Genomic DNA, 20029 nt, shown 5'->3' with positions numbered 1-20029 from the left:
TTCGACCTCCTCGTCGTCTTGCAAAATACTTTACTGCCCGACCTCTGCCACCATCCCGCTGACGCGGTGCGACTTCCCGCGGAACAGCGCCACGGTGCGCCCGTCCTGGTTCGTGACCGTGATGTCATACACGCCGGTCTTGCCCTGCAGGGCCTGCTCCACCGCCTCGGCCACCAGCACGTCGCCTTCACGGCCCGGCGCCAGGTAATCGATGCTGCAGCCGGCACCCACGGTATTGAAATTGTGCGAGTTGCAGGCAAAGGCAAAGGCGCTGTCGGCCAGCATGAAGATGTAGCCGCCGTGGCAGGTGGCGTGCCCGTTGAGCATGTCGCCGCGCACGCGCATCGACATGCGCGCGTAACCGGGGCGGATCTCGTCAAGCAGCATGCCCAGGGCCTGGCTGGCCGGGTCGCGCTCGTACATGGTCTTGCCGGCCAATTCGGCCAGGGCCTGCGGATCGCTATGCATGGAAGGTCGCTCCATGCGGATTCGCGGCGATCTTGCGGCGTAGCAGCGGCGAGACGCGATAGCGATCTTCGCCATAAGTCGTGGCGAGGTTGGACAGCACCGCCACGATGTGCTCCAGCCCGACGCTGTCGGCCCAGGCCAGCGGGCCGCGCGGGTAATTGACGCCCTTCTGCATCGCGATGTCGACGGCCTGCGCGCTGCACACGCCCTGGTTGACGGCGTCGGCGGCCTCGTTGGCCAGCATGGCGACGGTGCGCATCACGGCCATGCCGGGCACGTCGTCCAGGCGCGTGACGGCAAAGCCGGCGGCCTGGAACATGCCGACCACCGCGTGATACGCAGCCTCGCTGCACTGGTCGGCGCGCGCCAGCGCGATGCGGGTGGCGCCGGATGGGTCCAGCAGCAGGTCGTAGACGACGGTGTCGTCATGCCAGCTTTCGGCGGCACGCTCGGTGGCGCTGCGGCCATCGGTGAGGTAGACCGCGGCGCCGTTGCACACGAAGCCCGGGGACGCGTCCAGGGTCTCCTCGCGCGGCAGCGCGTAGCCGGCAGCGGCCAGGCGCGCGGCCAGCGCTGCGATCGCGTCGGATTCGTTGCCGACGATCGCCACCGACTCCGGTCTCGCTTGCGGCGCCTCCAGCTGCACGGCAGGCTTTTCGACACCCTCGCCGTAACGGTAGAAGCCGCGCCCGGTCTTGCGGCCCAGGAAGCCGGCGTTGACCAGTTCCTGCTGCAGGATCGAAGGCGTGAAGCGCGGGTCGCCGAAATAGGCCTTGTAGACCGAATTCGTCACCGAGAAGTTGACGTCGTGGCCGATCAGATCCATCAGCTCGAAGGGCCCCATACGGAAGCCCCCGCAGTCGCGCAGCACGGCGTCGATGGTGGCCGGCTCGGCGGCCTGCTCCAGCAGCAGGCGCAGGCTTTCCGCGTAATACGGACGGGCGACGCGGTTGACGATGAAGCCCGGCGTCGATTTGGCGTGCACCGGGTTCTTGCCCCAGGCTTCGGCGGTGGCGTAGGTGGTGTCGGCAACCGCCTTGTCGGTGGCGATGCCGCTGATGACTTCCACCAGCGCCATCAGGGGCACCGGATTGAAGAAGTGCATGCCGACCAGGCGTTCCGGGCGGCGCAGCTTTGCTGCAATCGCGGTGACCGAAATCGACGAAGTGTTGGTGGCAAGGATGCAGTCGTCCGCCACGATGCCTTCCAGCTCGGCGAACAGGGCGCGCTTGGCGTCCAGGTTCTCGACGATGGCTTCGACCACCAGCGCGGCGCCGCTGGCTTCCTGCAGCGTGCCGATGCGTTTCAGGCGCGCGCGTGCCTCGTCGGCCGCGGTGGCGTCCATGCGGCCCTTCTCGACCAGTTTGGCGTAGGTCTTGCCGATGTCGGCGATGGCCTTGTCGGCGGCGTCGGTCCGGGTGTCGAACAGCAGGACCTGATGGCCGGCGCTGGCCGCCACCTGGGCGATGCCGCTGCCCATGGCGCCGCTGCCGACGACGGCGACGATGCTGTCTTTCGGGAGAGCCGTCACTTTATTCTCCCTTGAAGTGTGCTGGACGCTTGGCGATGAAGGCGGCGACGCCTTCGCGGTAGTCGTGGCTGTAGCCCAGCTCGCGCATCATCTCGCCTTCCAGCTTCAGCTGCTCCGGCAGGGTGTTGGACCAGCTGGCCTGCAGGGCTTTCTTGGTGAAGGCGAGGCCGCGGGTAGCCGCGGCGGCGAAGTGCTCGGCCATGGCCATGGCCTGGTCCATCAGGGCTTCGTCCGGCACGCAGGCCCAGATCAGGCCCCATTGCTCGGCCTTCTCGGCGCTGAGTTTGTCGCCCAGCATGGCAAGGCCGGTGGCGCGCGCCTGGCCGATCAGGCGCGGCAGGTGCCAGGTGCCGCCGGTGTCGGGAATCAGGCCCAGCTTGCAGAAGGCTTCGATGAAGCTGGCCGATTTCGCGGCCAGCACGATGTCGCAGGCCAGGGCGAGGTTGGCGCCGGCGCCGGCGGCCACGCCATTGACGGCGCAGATGACGGGCATCGGGAGCGACTTCAGGGTCATGACCAGCGGGGCGTAGAACCTCTCGACCGATTCGCCTAGGTCGACGCCGGGGGCGCCCGGTTCGACGGCACGGTCGGACAGGTCCTGGCCGGCGCAAAAACCCCGGCCGGCGCCGGTGAGGACCAGCACGCGCACCGACTTGTCGGCCTGGAGTGTGTCCAGGGCGTCGCGCACTTCGAGGTGCATGGCCTGGGTGAAGCTGTTCAGGCGATCGGGGCGGTTCAGGGTCAGGAGGGCGATGCCGTTTTCGATCTTGAACTGGATGGATTCGTAGCTCATGGTTGTCTCCACTATTATTGTTGTCCTTCGCACGTCGTCCCGGCGCAGGCCGGGACCCAAGTTCGGTGGTTCGCTACGAACGTCAAATTGGGTTCCGGCCTTCGCCGGAACGACGGTTTCTCTGCTAGCGTGCCTATTCGGCGATATCGAAATCGACCACGACCTTGTCGGTGATCGGGAAGCTCTGGCAGCTGAGCACGAAGCCGCGCGCTACCTCGTAGTCTTCCAGCGCGTAGTTCACGTCCATCTCCACCTGGCCGTCGAGCACCTTGCAGCGGCAGGTCGAGCACACGCCGCCCTTGCACGAGTAGCGCATGTCGATGCCCGCGCGCAGGCCGGCGTCCAGGATGGATTCCTTGTCCTTGTCCATCGTGAAGCTGGCCGCGTTGCCGTCCATGATGACGGTGACTTCGGTGAGGTGCTGCGCCCCTGCCTCGATTCTGCGCGGCTTGTGCTCGTGCTTGGGGATGCTGGCGGCGAACAGTTCGATGCGGATCTTCTCCTTCGCCAGCCCGGCCGCCTGCAGCGAACGCGACACGCCGTGCATCATGTCTTCCGGCCCGCAGATGAAGGCGACGTCGATGTCGTCGATAGCGATCCAGTGTTTCAGGAACAGGCCGCACTTCTCTTCCGTGATGCGCCCGTTGAAGAGTTCGATGTCCTGCTGCTCGCGGCTCATCACATACACCAGCTTGAGCCGGTCCATGTAAGTGTCCTTGAGGTCGGTCAGTTCATCGCGGAAGATCACGCTCGACGAGGCGCGGTTGCCGTAGACGATGGTGAAGCGGCTCTTCGGTTCGGCCTGCAGGGTGGTCTTCACGATCGACAGGATCGGCGTGATGCCGCTGCCGGCTGCGAAGGCCAGGTAGTGGCGTTCGCTCGCCGGGTCGAGCGGCACGTTGAAGTGGCCCATCGGCGGCATCACTTCGAGGGTGGCGCCCGGTTTCAGGTGTTCGTTGGCCCAGCTCGAGAACTGGCCGCCGGACACCCGCTTGATCGCCACGCGCAGTTGTTCGTCCTGCACCGCCGAGCAGATCGAGTAGGAACGGCGCACGTCCTCGCCGTCGATCATCGCGCGCAGGGTCAGGTGCTGGCCCTGCTGGTAGGCGAATTGGGCTTTTAGCTCGGCCGGGACTTCGAAGGTGACGGCGATGGCGTCGCGGGTCTCCTGCTTCACCTTCGCCACGGTCAGTGGATAGAATTTGCTCATCTTAGTGACACTTGAAATAGTCGAAAGGCTCGCGGCAGTCGAGGCACTTGTACAGCGCCTTGCAGGGCGTCGAGCCGAACTCGCTGGTCAGCTGGGTATGCGGCGAACCGCAGTTGGGGCAGGCCACCTCGGGCGCGGCGCGGCGGCGGATGCCTGCGTGCAGGCCGCTGATGTCGATCGCCTGCTGCACCGGCGGCGCGATGCCGTAGCCCTTCAGGGCGGCCTTGCCGGCCTCGCTCATCCAGTCGGTGGTCCAGGCGGGCGCCAGGCGGCTGACGATGCGTACCTGTTCCAGGCCATGCGCCTGCAGGGCTTCCTTCACCGCGTCCGCGATGACCTGCATGGCCGGGCAGCCCGAGTAGGTGGGCGTAATGGTGACCACGCATGTCTCGCCATTCGCGCCCTCGAAAGCGACCTCGCGCACGATGCCGAGGTCCACCAGCGAGATGACGGGAATCTCCGGATCGGCGACCTCGCCGAGCCAGCTCCACACCTGTTCGATGGTGACGCCGACTGCGTTCATTACCACTGCGCTCCCGGATAGGCTCGCTGCAGGAACTGCATCTCGGCCAGGATGTAGCCCAGGCGCTCGCTGTGCCGGCCCTGCTTGCCGCCGCGCTGCATCCAGGCGCCGGGGTCAGGCATGGCCAGGGTGGCTTCGTTCAGCACGTCGGCCAAGTGGTCGAGGTAGTTCTTGCGCAAGGATTCGCTGGCTGGCGCCACGCCCTGCTCCACCATCGCATTGTCGACGGCGTCGTAGAGGAACACCTCGCCGCTGTACATCCACAGCTCGTCCAGCGCGGTCTGCATTTTCGCGTGGCTGACATCGGTGCCGTCGCCCAGGCGCACCACCAGGTCGCCCGAGCGGCGCAGGTGGTAAGTGACTTCCTTGATCGACTTCTGCGCGATCTCGGCGATGCGCGCATCGCTCGAGCGGGTCAGGCCGTCCATCAGGAAGTAGTGCCAGGTGTCGAACAGGAACTGGCGCGTCATGACCTCGGCATAGCTGCCGTTCGGCTGCTCGACCAGCAGGCAGTTGCGGTAGTCGTGGGCGTCGCGCAGGAAGGCGAGGCGGTCTTCGTCGCGGCCCTTGCCTTCCAGTTCGCCGGCATAGCTCAGCCACATGCGGGTCTGGCCCAGCAGGTCGAGCGCGACGTTCGACAGCGCCATGTCTTCTTCCAGCGCCGGACCCTTGCCGCACAGCTGGCACAGCTGCTGCGACAGGATCAGGGCGTTGTCGCCCTGGCGAAGCAGATACTCGATCTTTGCGTCCACGGCAGACCTCACAGGTTCTTGACTTCTTCCGGCATCGGGAAGAAGGTCGGGTGGCGGTAGACCTTGCTGTTGGCCGGCTCGAACAGGGCTTCCTTGTCGTTCGGGCTGCTGGCCACGATGTCCTGGGCGCGCACCACCCAGATGGACACGCCTTCGTTGCGGCGGGTGTAGACGTCGCGCGCGTTGTTGATCGCCATCTCGGCGTCAGGCGCGTGCAGGCTGCCCACGTGCTTGTGGGCCAGGCCGTGCTGGCTGCGGATGAAGACTTCCCACAGCGGCCATTCTTTGCTCATTCTGTATCTCCGTAATTCTTGTGGTATGCGAGAGCTGGTTGAACGCGTGGGCGGGAAACCCGCCCACCCTACGAGAACCAATTACGCTACGGCCTTGGCCGCTTTTTTCTCGGCGTGGGCGACCAGGGCGTCGCGAAACCATTCGCCGTCCTCATAGGCTTTCACGCGGGTGCGCAGGCGCTCGCGGTTGCAGGGGCCGTTGCCCTTCAGGACGTTGTGGAACTCGCTCCAGTCGATCTCGCCGAAATCGTAGTGGCCGCGCTCCTCGTTCCATTTGAGGTCGGGGTCGGGGATGGTCAGGCCCAGGTATTCGGCCTGCGGCACGGTCTGGTCGACCATGCGCTGGCGCAGCTCGTCGTTGGAGAACAGCTTGATGCGCCAGGCGGTCGACTGCGCGCTGTTCACCGACTCGGCATCCGAGGGGCCGAACATCATCAAGGACGGCCACCACCAGCGGTTCAGCGCATCCTGGGCCATCGTCTTCTGCTCGGGCGTCCCCTTGGCCAGCGCCATCATGATGTCGTAGCCCTGGCGCGCGTGGAAGGACTCTTCCTTGCAGACGCGGATCATGGCGCGCGCGTACGGACCGTACGAGCAGCGGCACAGCGGGATCTGGTTGATGATGGCCGAGCCGTCCACCAGCCAGCCGATGGCGCCCATGTCGGCCCAGCTCAAGGTCGGGTAGTTGAAGATGCTCGAGTATTTTGCCTTGCCCGCATGCAGGGCCAGCAGCAGCTCGTCGCGCGATACGCCGAGCGTCTCGGCGGCGCTGTACAGGTACAGGCCGTGGCCGGCCTCGTCCTGGATCTTGGCCAGCAGGACCGACTTGCGCTGCAGCGTCGGCGCGCGCGTGACCCAGTTCCCTTCCGGGAGCTGGCCGACGATCTCGCTGTGCGCGTGCTGCGAGATCTGGCGGATCAGGGTCTTGCGGTAGGCCTCGGGCATCCAGTCCTTCGGCTCGATCTTGATGCCGGCGTCGATGCGCGCCTGGAACGCCGCTTCTTCAAGGCTCATGTCTTCTTCGGTTCGGACTTTCTTGAGTCCGGTCTCCACCATTTGTGCGTACATGCTGGTCTCCGTTGCGAAACTCTCCAAACCATAATACGATACAAAAAATTGGATGTACACCAAAATTTTGAATCATATTGAGGCGTTATCAATGGCACAACTCACCAGCGCGGAATGGATAGACCGCTTCCTGACGAACGACCCGCCGCGCCATAAATCGCTGGTGATGACCCTGTGCGGCGACGCCATCGCCCCGCACGGTGGCGCCTTCTGGCTGGGCAGCATGATCGACCTGCTGGGCCCCCTGGGCGTGTCGGACCGGCTGGTGCGCACCAGCGTGTTCCGCCTGGTGCAGGAAGGCTGGCTGACCGCCAGCCGCGAGGGCCGGCGCAGCCGTTATGCGCTGGAGCCGAAGGCCCTGCCGCGCTTCGAGCGCGCCAACCGCCGCATCTATTCGCCGCCGGGACTGGACTGGGATGGCCGCTGGACCATCGTGCTGGCCCCCAACGGCAGCATCGACGGCGACCTGCGCGCGCTGCTGCGCAAGGAACTGGAGTGGGAAGGCTTCGCGATGCTGGCCACCGGCGTGATGACGCACCCGGCCCCGGATCGCGACACCCTGCGCGAGATCCTGGTGCGTGCCGGCGCGGAAGGGAAGGTATTCGTGTGCGATGCGGCCGAACTGCCCGGCGTCGGCGCGCGCCCGCTGCCCGAGCTGGTGGGCGACGCCTGGGATCTGTCGGGCGTGGTGGCCGGCTACCGCGGCTTCATCGAGACCTTCACGCAGCTGGCGGACATGGACGCGGACATCTCCCCGCAGGACGCGTTCGCCATCCGTACGCTGCTGATCCACGCCTACCGCCGCGTGCAGCTGCACGACCCGATGCTGCCGCTTGGGCTGCTGCCGGCCCCGTGGCCGGGCAGCGACGCCTATGAACTCGCCGGGCGCATCTACCGTCTCACCTATGCCCGGGCCGAGAAACACATCATGACGATGCTGCGCAAGGAAGACGAATCCACGCCGGAAGCGGACCAGGACTTCCATGAGCGATTCGGCGGTCTCGCCTGATTCGTGCAGTATCATTAGCGTTTTACCCAACACCGATAATCCAGGACACACCATGTCTATCAAGATCAGCAGCCAGTTCGACGCTGGCGCCATCGAAGTCGTCAACGCCACAAGCGCGAACGCCATCGACCTGAACATCCGCAAGGATTCGCACGCCGACATCGTGCAATGGTTCTACTTCCGCCTGCAGGGCGCGCAAGGCCAGGCCTGCACCATCCGCTTCCTGAATGCGGCCCAAGCCGCCTATCCGGCCGGCTGGGAAGGCTACCAGGCGATGGCGAGCTACGACCGCGTCAACTGGTTCCGCGTGCCGACCTCCTACGACGGCAAGGTCATGACGATCGAGCACACCCCGGGCATGGACAGCGTCTACTACGCCTACTTCGAGCCCTATTCGTGGGAACGCCACCTGGAGCTGCTCGATCGCGCCCAGATGGCCGAGAACGTGCGCATGCTGGACCTCGGCTCCACCGTCGACGGCCGCGACCTGAACATGCTGGTCATCGGCGAGCCCTCGCCTGAAAAGAAAAAGGTCTGGGTGATCGCACGCCAGCACCCGGGCGAGACCATGGCCGAGTGGTTCGTCGAAGGCATGCTCGACGCCCTGCTCGACCCGGCCCACCCGTTCGGCCGCCAGCTCCTGAAGGAATCGGTGTTCTACGTGGTGCCGAACATGAACCCGGACGGCTCGGTGCGCGGCAACCTGCGCACCAACGCGGCCGGCGCCAACCTGAACCGCGAGTGGATGAACCCGTCGATGGAGCGCAGCCCGGAAGTGTTCCTGGTGCTGAAGAAGATGCACGAGACCGGCGTCGACCTGTGCCTGGACGTACACGGCGACGAGGGCCTGCCCTATGTGTTCGTGGCCGGCAGCGAGTCGCTCCCGACCTGGACCGAGGCCCAGGCCGCGCAGCAGCAGCGTTTCATCGAGGACTTCAAGATCGCCAGCCCGGACTTCCAGGACGTGCACGGCTACGGCAAGACCCCGTTCACCGACGAGACCCTCACCATGGGCTCCTCGCACATCACCCACGCCTTCGGCTGCCTGTCGCTGACCCTGGAACTGCCGTTCAAGGACAACGCCAACGACCCGGACCCGCAGGTGGGCTGGGACGGCGCCCGCAGCGCGCGCCTGGGCGCGGCGGTGCTGCAGCCGGTGCTGAACGCGGTCCGCGCGCTGGGCACGAAGTAAGGAGCGGGCGATGAGCATCTTCTCCGCCCCCGTGTTCGACGCCACCGTCGTGTTCGAAGGCCAGGAGCTGTTCAAGGGCCGCGGCGCGGCCCAGACCTGGGCCGAAAAAGTGGCGAAGGAAGTCGAGGCCGAGGTGACGGTCGAGAAGATCGGCACCGGTTGGGCCCTCAAGGCCACGGTCGACGGCGAGCCGGTCACCTGGGGCATCTATGGCCAGCGCCTGAGCCGCATCGGGCAGAGCGGCTAGGTTCTTCTTCGCTTCCGCCCTTGCAGACGCCCCGGCTTTCCGGGGCGTCGTCGTTTCCGGACCACACCACAGGACTGGCCTCATGCACATCGCATGAACGAAATTCTGTTGCATTTTTTACTCGACAAGCACTGTTGAGTCAGTGATAGTTTCGGCTGCCCTTTGCCCCCGGACTCCCTCTCATGCGACGCGCCGACCTGTTCCCGCCCTTCACCGTGTTCAAGGCCACCATGTCGGGCTCGTCGGCATCCACCGCAGATACGCAAGGCCCCACCCTGGTCAGTGGCCCGGACGGCGCCTCCCACCTGACCAACGGCAAGCTCGTGTTGACATTCAACGAGCCGATTTTTTGGGGAACGGGAAGTTTCTACGTCATGGCGGGCGGCAATGCGGTCGCTGGGGGACCCGTGTACATGAACGCGGAGATCTGGATATCGGGCAATACCCTGACCATCACACCATTCTGGCCCTTGCAGTATGCGACCGCCTACACGGTGATGTTCAGCCACGATGCCTTGACGGACGCAGCCGGCAACAAGCTCCCGGGCGATAGCGCATACCCCCTGCTGTTCGAGTTCACCACCGCCGCCAGTCCGCCAGCCGTCACCCGGACCGGCACCACGGCCCCGGACATCCTGTACGGAAGCGACCATGCCGATACCCTGAACGGGGACGCCGGCGGCGACACCTTGTTTGGCCTGGGCGGAGACGACATCCTCGATGGCGACGGCCTCGCCTCCGATGCGGGCGGCGACCGGCTCCATGGCGGCGCCGGCAACGATATCCTGCGCGGCGGCGCCGGGCACGACCAGCTGATCGGTGGAAGCGGCGACGACCGGCTCGAAGGCGGGGCCGACGACGACTTCCTGAGCGATGACGAAGGCCGCAACACCCTGTTTGGCGGCGACGGCAACGACAACCTGTCTTCCGGTATCGGCGCGACCGGCACATTCGATGGGGGCGAAGGCAATGACAGTCTGTCGGCGAGCAGCGGCGTCGACATGGCGGGCGGCGGCGGCGACGACAAGATCACCATCTCGCTCGGCAGCGAGACGCCCAGCACCATCGATGGCGGCAGCGGCAACGACATGCTGCAGGCCATGCTGAAGGAGCGGGTCAAGGCCCAGTTGACGATGACGGGCGGCGCCGGCATCGACACGTTCAGCTTCGCCGGGAACACGGCGCTCGATGCCGGCCTGCGGGTGCGCATCAGCGATTTCGCCGCCGGCGCCGGCGAACGCCTCGATATCCAGGGATTGCTGCCGGCGGGGTACAGCGGCAATCCCTTCGCCGACGGCAGCCTGCGCCTGCTCGCGCAAGGCGCCGACACCCTGCTGCAACGGCGTCTGCCGGGCGAAACCGGCTACCAGACCATGGTGGAACTCAGCGGCGTCCAGCCTGGGCAGCTGAGTGCTGCCAACTTCGCCGGTGGACTCGACCCGGCCGGCGCGCCGCGCGGGCTGACCCTGACCGGCACCGTGGGCCCCGACACCCTGACTGGCGGCACGCTGGATGACACGCTGCAGGGACTCGGAGGCGATGACCGCCTGAACGGCAGTACCGGCAACGACCGGCTCGAAGGCGGCTGGGGCGATGACGAGCTGGTGGGCGGCGACGGCGACGACCGGCTCGACGGGGGTGAAGAGGACGACAAGCTCTACGGCGGCAACGGCAGCGACCACCTGATCGGCGGCTGGGGCCAGGACACGCTCAACGAGATGCACACCCTCGGCGGCGACAACATCCTGGAAGGCGGCGATGGCAACGACACGCTGCATGCGGAAAACAGCGGCACCAATCTGCTCGACGGCGGCAACGGTGCCGACGACCTGTGGAGCGGCGGTTTCGGCAACAGCACCCTGCTGGGTGGCGAAGGCGATGACACGCTGCGTGTCAGCAGCGTCTGGAACGGGCCGCAAGAGCTCATCATGGATGGGGGTGCGGGCCAGGACCGGCTGACCATCGGCGTCGCCGAACCCGGCGTCTCGGTGACGGCGCGCGGCGGCAGCGGCGCCGACGTGTTCGTGCTGGAGAAGGCCGGCGGCACGGTGACCATTGCCGATTTTACGCCGGCCGACGGCGACCAGCTGAACCTCAACAGCCTGCTCCCGGAAACGCCGAAGAGCAATCCCTTCGGCAGCCTCGGCTACTTCAAGCTGGAACAGGCGGGCAGCGACGTGCGGGTCCTGGTGGACGCCGACGGCGCCGCCGGAAACCGGTACGGCTGGCAGCTGGCCGCGACCCTCGCCAATGTCGACCTGGCCGCGCTGACCGGCGCCCACATCGTCGGGCCCTACCACCCCGACGGCCGCGAGACCGGCGAAACCATCACCGGCACCGAAGGCAGCGACGTGCTGTTCGGGGGCGTGTACGACGACACCATCCGTGGTCTGGGTGGCCCCGACCGCCTCGATGGCGGCGCCGGCAACGACCTGCTCGAAGGCGGCGACGAAAGCTGGGGCGGCGACGAACTGTACGGCGGCGCCGGCAACGACGTGCTGCGCGGCGGCGTCGGCGACGACGTCCTGGTCGACAAGGAAGGCTACAACACCCTCGACGGTGGCGCCGGCAAGGACAAGATCCAGGCCGCGGCGCCCGACCTGGGCGGCCCCGGCATCAAGTCGCGCGTCCTGGGCGGCGACGGCGACGACAACATCGCCGCCGGCGACACCGTCGACCGCATCGAGGGCGGCAGCGGCAACGACCTGATCTCCATCGGGAGCAAGATGTTCCCGCGCGCCACGCGCTGGGAGGGGGCGCTGCAGCTCGATGCCGGCGACGGCGACGACATGATCAGCCTGCCCGGCTCCGACACCGCCGTGCGCCCGATCCACGCTTCCGGCGGTGCCGGCAGGGATGCGTATTACTTCGACGGCAGCGCGTTCCTGCCGGTGGTGACGATCTCCGACTTCGAGACCGGCAGCCAGGGCGACATCGTCGGCGCCTTGTGGATGCTGCCCGTGCCGCCCGGCCCGAACCCGGTCAATCCCTTCGGCCCGTCCGGCATGCTGCGCCTCGTCCAGCGCGGCGCGGACGTGGTCCTGCAGCGCGACCTCGACGGCGCGGCCGGCGCCGATGGCTGGGACGACGTCGTGATCTTCACCGGGAAGCTGCTGTCCTCCTTCACCAGGGAAAACTTCAGCGACGTCGATCCAGGCGGTTCGCAGAAGGGCAATGAGCGCCAGGGGACGGCAGGCATGGACCAGCTGCAGGGCGGGAGCTTCGACGACACCCTGCGCGGCCTGGGCGGCAACGATACGCTCGATGGCTACGGGGGGAACGACGTCCTGGAAGGCGGCGACGGCAACGACACCCTGGACGGCGGCAGCGGCAACGACCGGCTCTACGGCGACGCCGGAGACGACCATCTGAACGACTACGAAGGCGACAACGCGCTGTATGGCGGCGAAGGCAAGGATACGCTGTCGGTCTACGGCAAGGGCGTCAACCTGCTCGATGGCGGCGCCGGCGACGACACGCTGCAGATCGCGGCCTGGGACAAGGTCACCGCACGCGGCGGAAGCGGCGCCGACGTGTTCCGCATCCAGCGCGGCGACAGCGCCCTGACGATCGCCGATTTCAGCGCCGCCGACGGCGACCGGCTGGACCTGCGCGACCTGTTCCCGTTTGCGCTGGACGGCAATCCCTTCGGCCGCCGCGCCTACCTGAAAATGGAGCAGTCGGGAAGCGACGTGCTGCTCTACCAGGATGCCGACGGCGCTGCCGGGAGCGCGCAAGGCATGCGCCTGATCGCGACGCTCGCCGGGGTCGACCTGAAGACGCTCACCGAGGCGCACATCGTCGGGCAATACCACCCCGACGGCAACTACACCGGCCAGACCATCGTCGGCACCGCGGGCCGCGACCGTCTGACCGGCGGCGCGCGCGACGACATTATCCAGGGGATGGGCGGGGACGACCAGATCGACGGCGGCGCCGGGGACGATCGGATCGAAGGCGGCGACGAAGAGGGTATCGGCGACACCTTGAGCGGCGGTTCGGGCGACGACATCCTGCGCGGCGGCAAGGGCGCCGACACCCTGTACGGCAACAGCGGCAGCGACCTGCTCGAGGGCGGCGCCGGCGACGACCGGCTCGAAGACGGCGATGGCGACGACCGCCTGCTGGGCGGCGACGGCAACGACACCCTGATCGACGAATTCGGCAGCGGACTGGTCGACGGCGGCGCCGGCGACGACTGGATCAGGGCGGGCGTGCAATACCCGAACCAGTACAGGGCATCCGGCACCATGCAAGTCATCGGCGGCGCCGGCAACGACCGGATCGAGGCAGCCATGAGCATTGCCGGCATCGATGCCGGCGCCGGCAACGACTACATCGAACTCCGGCCCCATGGCGGCGCCGACGGGATCGAGGTGCTGCGCGTAACGGCCGGCGATGGCGACGACGTCCTGGTGCTGTCGGGCGGCCGGGGCAAGACGCCGGTCGAGGCGACCGGCGGCAGCGGGCAGGACACCTACCGCTTCAGCCACTTCCTCGCGCTTCCTCCGATCACGGTGACCGACTTCCAGGCCGGCGCCGGCGGCGACGTGCTCGACATCTCCGCGGTCTTCGTCGACTCGCTCGGCACCGGCAATCCCTTCGGGAGCTGGAACCTGCTGCGCATGCTCCAACGTGGCGCCGATGCCGTCCTGCAGTACAACATGGCGCCAGGCGGCACCCCGGCCCAGTGGATCGACACGGCCGTGCTGCGCGATACCTCGATCGGCGCGCTGACCGGCGAGAACTTCAGCGACGGCGCCCGTCCCGACGGTTCGCCGATCGGCTGGGAGCGCAGCGGCACCGCGGCGGACGATGACATGCACGGCGGACGGCTGGACGACCGCCTGCGCGGCGCCGGCGGCAACGACAAGATCTACGGTGAAAACGGCAACGACATCCTGCATGGCGAGACCGGCGACGACATCCTTTGGGGCGGCAGGGGCGACGACGAGCTGTGGGGCGGCGACGGCAGCGACACGCTGTATGGCGACGAAGGCAGCAACCGGCTCGAAGGCGGAGCGGGCAACGACAGGCTGTACTCGCGCGGCAGCGGCGACATCCTCGCCGGCGGTGAAGGCAAGGATTTCCTGGAAAGCAGCGGCAACGGCACGGTGTTCGACGGCGGCGACGGCGACGATACGATCTGGACCGCCTATCCCTTGTCTTATACGGAAGCGGCAACGACGTCCACGGTCCATGCCGGCGCCGGCAACGACCGTATCGTGATCCGCGACAGCGGGGCCCGGGTCGACGTGACCGCCGACGGCGGCGCCGGCAGCGACGTCTATGTGATCGAGGGCCGCCAGGCAGGCAGCATCAGGATCCTGGACTTCCAGACCGGCGAAGGCGGCGACCTGCTCGACCTGACCAGGCTGCTCTGGAACAGCTGGGATCCCGCCAAGCCGAATCCGTTCGCGGAAGGCGGCCTGCTCAAGGCTGTCCAGCGCGGCGCGGACACGGTCGTGCAGCTGCGCGTCACCAGGGACGGCGCCGCCAGCTACGAAGACCTGCTCACGCTGGCGAACGTGAACAAGAGCGCGCTCGGCGCCGCCAATATCGCGATGGGTTTCAACCCGGACGGCACGACGCAGGGCCGCACGATCGCCGGCACGGCCGGCGCCGACGAGATCGTCGGCGGCTGGCTGGGCGACACCATCGACGGCGCAGGGGGCGACGACCTCCTGTGGGGTGGCGTCGGCAACGACCGCCTGCTCGGGGGCGACGGCAAGGACAGGCTCGACGGCGACTTCCAGATGGAATTCCCGCTGCCGCCCGGCTTCGATGCACGACAAAGCGGAAACGACGTCCTCGACGGCGGCGCCGGCGACGACCAGTTGTCCACCAGCTGGGGCAGCGACGTGCTGCACGGCGGCGACGGCAACGACACCCTGCAGCTGTCCTGGGCCACGGACCCGGCACGCAGCCCCGAACGCGCCGCGCTGCACGGCGACGCGGGCGACGACCAGTTCAAGATCTACGCCACTGCCGAGGCCGCCCTGGCGCTCACGCTCGAAGGCGGCGCCGGCAAGGACAGCTTCGACATCAACTGGTTGCCGGCTGCCGGCATCGGCTCGCTGACCATCCTCGACTTCCAGGCCGGCGAGGGCGGCGACCTGCTCGACATCTTCGACATCGTCCACATGAACGGTTCGTTCTTCGCCAGCGGGCAGGTCCAGCTGCGCCAGGATGGCGCCGACACCGTGTTCTGGCTCGACCCCGACGGCGCAGGCGGAGCGCTGGCGCACCAGCCCCTGCTGCGCCTGAAGAACGTCGATGCCGCCAAGCTCACCGCCGCCAACATGGCCCACGGCCTGCCGCCGGACGGCAGCACCAAAGGCATGACCTGGAACGGCAGCACCGGCAACGACAGTTTTACCGGCGGCTGGCTGGACGACGTACTCAATGGTGGCGACGGCAACGACGTCCTCGAGGGCTACTTCGGCAACGATACGCTCGATGGCGGCGCCGGTAACGACCGCCTGACCGACACCGCCGGCAAGAACACGCTGCTGGGTGGCGCCGGCAACGACTACCTGGTATCCGCTGGAGAATCGACGCTGCGCGGCCAGGACGGCGACGACATCCTCGCGCTCTGGCGCGGTAACGGTACCCTCGACGGCGGCGACGGCAACGACACCCTGACCGTCCAGTCCGAGCCGAACGCCGATGCCGGCGCACGCGTGACCATGCTGGGCGGCGCGGGCGCCGACATCTTCAGGGTCAATGAAAACTGGACCGGGAACGACAAGAGCATCGCGGCCATGGCCACCGGCGGCGAAGGACGCGACGTCTTCATTGCCGGCCCCCAGCTGTATGCCGTGGCCGACTTCAGGCCAGGCGCCGACGGCGACTGGATCTCGCTGCTTGGCTTGCCGATCAGCCTGGAAACGGTGCCAGACCCGTTCGGCAAAGGCTACCTGCGCCTGGTACAGGACGGCGCCGATGTGCAGCTGCAGTTCGACAGGGACGGCGCCCTCGGTATGAGCGGCTTCGAGACGGTCATGCTGCTCAATCATCTCAAGGTGGCCGACATCACGGCAGCCAACTTCCTCGAATCCGTCGCCGTGCCGGCGCCCTTCGTGCCGCCGCCCCCTCCTCCACCTCCTCCGCCCCCTCCTCCACCACCACCGCCGCCTCCTGCACCGCCGGTCGCCGCCGATCCGCCGGTCACCAGCATCGGCGGCGCAGGCAGCGAGGTGCTCACCGGCGGCAGCGGCAACGACCGTCTCGACGGCGGCGAAGGCAACGACGTGCTGGTGGGCGGCGCCGGCAACGACACCCTGGTCGGCGGCGCTGGCCTGGACAGCGCGCGCTACACCGGCAGCAGGGCCGACTATACGGTCACGCATGCCGCAGGCGTGTTCCAGGTAGTCGACAAGCGTAGTTCAGCCGGCGACGGCAGCGACACGCTGGCCGGCGTGGAACGCCTGGTCTTCGCCGACGGCGCCATGGCGCTCGACATCGACGGCGTGGCCGGCCAGGCCTTCCGCATCTACCGCGCCGCCTTCGACCGCGCGCCGGACATGAAAGGCATGGGTTTCTGGCTGCAGGCGATGGACCAGGGCAGCACGCTGGTCGACATCGCCGCCGGCTTCGCGGCCTCGAAGGAATTCGCCGAGGTGTACGGCAGCGCGCCGACCAATGCCGAGATCGTCACGCGCTTCTACACCAATATCCTGCACCGCGAACCGGAGGCCGCGGGCTACGCCTACTGGCTCGATATCCTGGACAGCAAGAAAGCGAGCCTGTCCGCGGTGCTTGCCGCAATCAGCGAGAGCATGGAAAACCAGGCCGCCGTGGCCGAACTGATCGCCAGCGGCATTCCCTACACGCCCTGGGGCTGATTCAGGCGGGGTAGCGCGCCCGCGTCGCGGCGGCCGCCTCGGCCACCAGCTGCTCCAGCACGTGCGCGTCGACGTCCTCCAGCCGGCGCACGTAGAGGCAGGCCTTGCCCATCTTGTGCCGGCCCAGGCGCTCGCGCAGCGCGTCCGTCGGCGGCACTTCGCAGGACAGATAGATGCTGATGTCACCCTTGCGCGAAGAGAAGCCGGCGAGCGGGGCGTCGCCTTCGCGGCCGCTGGCATACTTGTAGTGATAGCTGTCGAAGCCGACGATGCTGCCGCCCCACATGACGGGAGGCGCTCCCGTCACCCTGCTCATCATCGCCACGATCGCTTCGCAGTCCTGGCGGCGCGCGGCGTCGGGAATCGCATCCAGGTAGGCGCGCACGCTGGCGCCATTGGCCCTGGTCTTGTTCTCAGCCATAGGGGGTGTAGGCAAAGCCGTTGGCGATGATCGCCGCCGAGCCGTTGATGTTTTCCGGACTCTCGCTGATCCCGGCCAGCACGTCGGCGCGCGCCACGCCGCTGTCGAGTTTCTGCACCCAGAAGTCCAGGCCCGCCTGCTCCGGCGCGCGGTCGAGGATGTTGGTGTAGTAGCGCGTGACCAGCTCGCGGTGCGTCATGGCGGAGCCGTAGGCGTCGCGGTATTCCTGCGAGTCGATGAAGCCCTGCGCCACCGCCGTGACCGACACGCCCGCATCGAGCTTGCCGATCCAGAAGCCGACGCCCGCCGCATCCGGCGTGCGGTTGAAGGCGGCCTCGTACAGGCGGTAGGCGCGGCCGCCGGTTTCGCCGGCCCCGACGTCGAGCGCCACGTTGGTGTCGGCGAAGACCAGGCGCTCGATGCCCTCCAGGCTGTCCCTGCCCTCCACGCCGGTGCTGTCGGCCACGGTGAAGCCGGTGGCCGTGCGGGTGACGGCGTAGGCGGCGTGCTTGCCCGCGTACAGGGCGAAATCGAAGCCGGCGCCTCCCGAGATCCAGTCGTCCCCGCCGCCGCCGCGGATGCGGTCGTTGCCGGCAAAGCCCATCAGGCCGTCGGCGCCAGCGCTGCCCTCGATCGTATCGTCGCCGGCCAGGAAAGGCTCGTACAGGCCGCGCAGGTCGCCCTTGCGCTCGACGTAGGGGGCTAGCAGGCTGGCAGCATGGTCGAGACCGCTGATGGTGTAGACCAGCGCATCCTTGATGGAAAAGGAGGTGCTGGCGATCTTGCCGTTCAGGCTGCTGTCCGAGGCCAGCGGAAAGTCGCCGAGGAAGGTCTGGCGGTAGGTGGTGTCCGCGATCGAGATGCGGTTGAAGTTGGTTTCCCGCAGCATCCAGGTCCAGTCCTGGGCGCTGCGGAAATCGAAGGCTTGCGACAGGACGAGCTTGGCCATGGCGCCTCCGCTTGTTTTAGAGCTCGACGCCCAGGTGCTTCTGGACCCAGGTATTGGCGTCCGCGAGCGCGTCGAAATGCAGGGTGGCGATGGTGGTCTTGTCGGGCGCCAGGAAGCTCACGTAGGCCTTGCGCGCCTCGTTGCCCGAGCTGAGCAGGTCGGAGGGCTGGGACAGCTCGACGGTGGCGACCAGGTCGAGGTTGAGCAGGACGCTCTTCTGGCTGTTTTCCTTGTCAATGCGAACGAACTTGCTCATTATTTATTCTCCAGTTTCAACTACCGGCCACGACCATCTTTTCGATGAGGATCGAACCGGTCGATTTGTTGCCGCGTGCCAGGACATCGTTGCCGATCGCCACGATTTGCTGGAACATCTCGCGCATATTGCCCGCGATGGTGATCTCTTCCACCGGATACTGGATCACGCCGTTCTCGACCCAGTAACCAGATGCGCCGCGCGAATAATCGCCGGTGACGTAGTTGACGCCCTGGCCCATCAGTTCGGTGACCAGCAGGCCCGTGCCCATCTTGCGCAGCATGCCTTCGAAATCGTCGGCGCGCTTCGTGCCCGTGGAGACGATGTCGAGGTTGTGCGAGCCGCCGGCATTGCCCGTGGTCTGCATGCCCAGCTTGCGCGCCGAGTACGAGGACAGGAAGTAGCCCTGCAGTACGCCATTCTCCACCACCTTGCGGCGGGTGGTGCGCACGCCTTCCTCGTCGAAGGGCGCGGAGCCGACCGCGCCGATCAGGTGCGGGTCTTCGACGATGTTGATATGCTCCGGGAAGACCTGCTTGCCCAGCGAATCGAGCAGGAAGCTCGACTTGCGGTACAGCGCGCCGCCCGAGACCGCCTGCACGAAGGCGCCGAGCAGGCCGGCGGCCAGCGGGGCCTCGAACAGCACCGGGCAGGTGCGGGTGTCCAGCTTGCGCGCGTTCAGGCGTGCCAGCGCGCGCTCGGCGGCGTAGCGGCCCACGGCTTCCGGCTTGGCCAGTTTCTTGGGGTCGCGCGCCGAGGTATACCAGTCGTCGCGCTGCATCCGGTTGCCCTTGCCGGCAATCGGCGCGACCGAGATCGTGTGGCGCGAGAACGGATAGCCGCCGATGAAGCCGCGCGAGTTGGCGCCGACGAAATGCGACTGCTGCACGTAGACGCTGGCGCCTTCGCTGTTGCTGATGCGCGGGTCGACCTCGAAAGCCGCGTTTTCGCAGCGCTGGGCGAGTTCGACCGCTTCTTCGGTACTGATCTGCCAGGGGTAGAACAGGCGCAGGTCGCGCGGGCTCGTTTCCAGCAGCTCGGCGTCGGGCAGGCCGGCGCAGTCGTCTTCGGCGGTGAAGCGGGCGATGTTCCAGGCCGCTTCCACGGTGTCTTTCAGGGACTTGGTGGAGAAGTCGGAGGTATTGGCATTGCCGCGCCGCTGGCCGTAGTAGACGGTGACGCCGATGCCCTTGTCCTTGTTCTGCTCGATGGTCTCGATCTTGCCTTTACGCACGGAAACCGACAGGCCGCTGCCTTCGCTGATCTCGACCGACGCGTCGGTGGCGCCCTGCTCTTTCGCGAAGGCCAACACGTCGCGGGCGAGCTGTTTCAGCTGGTCCTGGGTATGGGTAAACGTAGAAGTGATCGCGGAGTCGTTCATGTCGTGTTTTCGTGGCTCGCCCTAAAACAGTTATCATAGCAGCCGTTTACTATTTTCACTGACCGGCTCTACGCCAATCGGATCGATCC

Annotated in this window: 16 protein-coding genes; 4 read left to right on the top strand and 12 right to left on the bottom strand. The window is 67.1% G+C overall.

Annotated elements, in window-relative coordinates; all coding sequences use genetic code 11:
• Positions 1-30: 30 nt before the first annotated feature.
• The 8 genes from paaI to paaA all read right to left on the bottom strand — a co-directional run bounded on the left by paaI (position 31) and on the right by paaA (position 6638).
• The gene (gene paaI, locus ACK6C6_RS01495; RefSeq protein WP_409265531.1) at positions 31-468 is read right to left on the bottom strand and encodes a hydroxyphenylacetyl-CoA thioesterase PaaI; all 438 of its coding nucleotides are present in this window, start codon (positions 466-468) and stop codon (positions 31-33) included.
• Positions 461-1999, bottom strand: a complete 1539-nt coding sequence (gene paaH, locus ACK6C6_RS01490; RefSeq protein WP_409265530.1) for a 3-hydroxyacyl-CoA dehydrogenase PaaH — start codon at positions 1997-1999, stop codon at positions 461-463. The genes paaI and paaH overlap by 8 nt, the downstream gene beginning before the upstream one ends.
• Position 2000: 1 nt before the next feature.
• On the bottom strand, positions 2001-2792 hold the full coding sequence (gene paaG / locus ACK6C6_RS01485) for a 2-(1,2-epoxy-1,2-dihydrophenyl)acetyl-CoA isomerase PaaG (RefSeq protein WP_409265529.1): 792 nt from the start codon (positions 2790-2792) through the stop codon (positions 2001-2003).
• A gap of 133 nt (positions 2793-2925) precedes the next feature.
• Positions 2926-4002, bottom strand: a complete 1077-nt coding sequence (gene paaE, locus ACK6C6_RS01480) for a 1,2-phenylacetyl-CoA epoxidase subunit PaaE (protein ID WP_409265528.1) — start codon at positions 4000-4002, stop codon at positions 2926-2928.
• A gap of 1 nt (position 4003) precedes the next feature.
• Positions 4004-4525 carry a 1,2-phenylacetyl-CoA epoxidase subunit PaaD gene (paaD, locus tag ACK6C6_RS01475; protein WP_409265526.1) on the bottom strand — a complete coding sequence of 174 codons (522 nt, stop codon included), beginning with the start codon at positions 4523-4525 and terminating at the stop codon, positions 4004-4006.
• The gene (gene paaC, locus ACK6C6_RS01470) at positions 4525-5277 is read right to left on the bottom strand and encodes a 1,2-phenylacetyl-CoA epoxidase subunit PaaC (protein WP_409265525.1); all 753 of its coding nucleotides are present in this window, start codon (positions 5275-5277) and stop codon (positions 4525-4527) included. Before paaC ends, paaD begins: the two co-directional genes overlap by 1 nt.
• An 8-nt stretch (positions 5278-5285) precedes the next feature.
• The gene (gene paaB, locus ACK6C6_RS01465; protein WP_027865558.1) at positions 5286-5570 is read right to left on the bottom strand and encodes a 1,2-phenylacetyl-CoA epoxidase subunit PaaB; all 285 of its coding nucleotides are present in this window, start codon (positions 5568-5570) and stop codon (positions 5286-5288) included.
• An 81-nt stretch (positions 5571-5651) separates the two neighbouring features.
• Positions 5652-6638: a 1,2-phenylacetyl-CoA epoxidase subunit PaaA gene (paaA, locus tag ACK6C6_RS01460; RefSeq protein WP_409265524.1), complete on the bottom strand. Its 987-nt coding sequence runs from the start codon at positions 6636-6638 to the stop codon at positions 5652-5654.
• A 91-nt stretch (positions 6639-6729) separates the two neighbouring features.
• On the opposite strand from paaA, the gene paaX reads away from it, so the two are divergent.
• The 4 genes from paaX to ACK6C6_RS01440 all read left to right on the top strand — a co-directional run bounded on the left by paaX (position 6730) and on the right by ACK6C6_RS01440 (position 16933).
• Complete coding sequence (gene paaX / locus ACK6C6_RS01455; protein ID WP_409265523.1) at positions 6730-7647, top strand: phenylacetic acid degradation operon negative regulatory protein PaaX; 918 nt, start codon at positions 6730-6732, stop codon at positions 7645-7647.
• 52 nt (positions 7648-7699) lie between these two features.
• A complete protein-coding gene (locus ACK6C6_RS01450; RefSeq protein ID WP_409265521.1) occupies positions 7700-8839 on the top strand; it encodes a M14-type cytosolic carboxypeptidase in 1140 nt (379 codons plus the stop codon).
• Positions 8840-8849: 10 nt separating this feature from the next.
• On the top strand, positions 8850-9086 hold the full coding sequence (locus ACK6C6_RS01445) for a hypothetical protein (protein ID WP_409265520.1): 237 nt from the start codon (positions 8850-8852) through the stop codon (positions 9084-9086).
• A 182-nt stretch (positions 9087-9268) separates the two neighbouring features.
• A complete protein-coding gene (locus ACK6C6_RS01440) occupies positions 9269-16933 on the top strand; it encodes a type I secretion C-terminal target domain-containing protein (RefSeq protein ID WP_409265519.1) in 7665 nt (2554 codons plus the stop codon).
• A 1-nt stretch (position 16934) separates the two neighbouring features.
• Here the strand turns inward: ACK6C6_RS01440 and ACK6C6_RS01435 are convergent, their stop codons facing one another.
• From ACK6C6_RS01435 to pmbA, 4 genes are read right to left on the bottom strand one after another with little or no spacing between them, the layout of a single operon-like run.
• On the bottom strand, positions 16935-17354 hold the full coding sequence (locus tag ACK6C6_RS01435; protein WP_409265518.1) for a DUF1801 domain-containing protein: 420 nt from the start codon (positions 17352-17354) through the stop codon (positions 16935-16937).
• The gene (locus ACK6C6_RS01430) at positions 17347-18303 is read right to left on the bottom strand and encodes a DUF4214 domain-containing protein (protein ID WP_209587350.1); all 957 of its coding nucleotides are present in this window, start codon (positions 18301-18303) and stop codon (positions 17347-17349) included. Before ACK6C6_RS01430 ends, ACK6C6_RS01435 begins: the two co-directional genes overlap by 8 nt.
• Positions 18304-18319: 16 nt before the next feature.
• The gene (locus ACK6C6_RS01425) at positions 18320-18559 is read right to left on the bottom strand and encodes a hypothetical protein (RefSeq protein WP_209587349.1); all 240 of its coding nucleotides are present in this window, start codon (positions 18557-18559) and stop codon (positions 18320-18322) included.
• A gap of 16 nt (positions 18560-18575) precedes the next feature.
• Positions 18576-19940, bottom strand: coding sequence for a metalloprotease PmbA (pmbA, locus tag ACK6C6_RS01420; RefSeq protein ID WP_409265517.1), 1365 nt, complete (start codon positions 19938-19940; stop codon positions 18576-18578).
• Positions 19941-20029 lie beyond the last annotated feature (89 nt).

The sequence above is a fragment of the Massilia sp. BHUDP2 genome (assembly GCF_046236355.1).
Taxonomy (GTDB): Bacteria; Pseudomonadota; Gammaproteobacteria; order Burkholderiales; family Burkholderiaceae_D; genus Telluria; species Telluria varians.
Note: the sequence above shows the minus strand (reverse complement) of the source record. Positions and strands in the feature narration are given on the sequence as shown.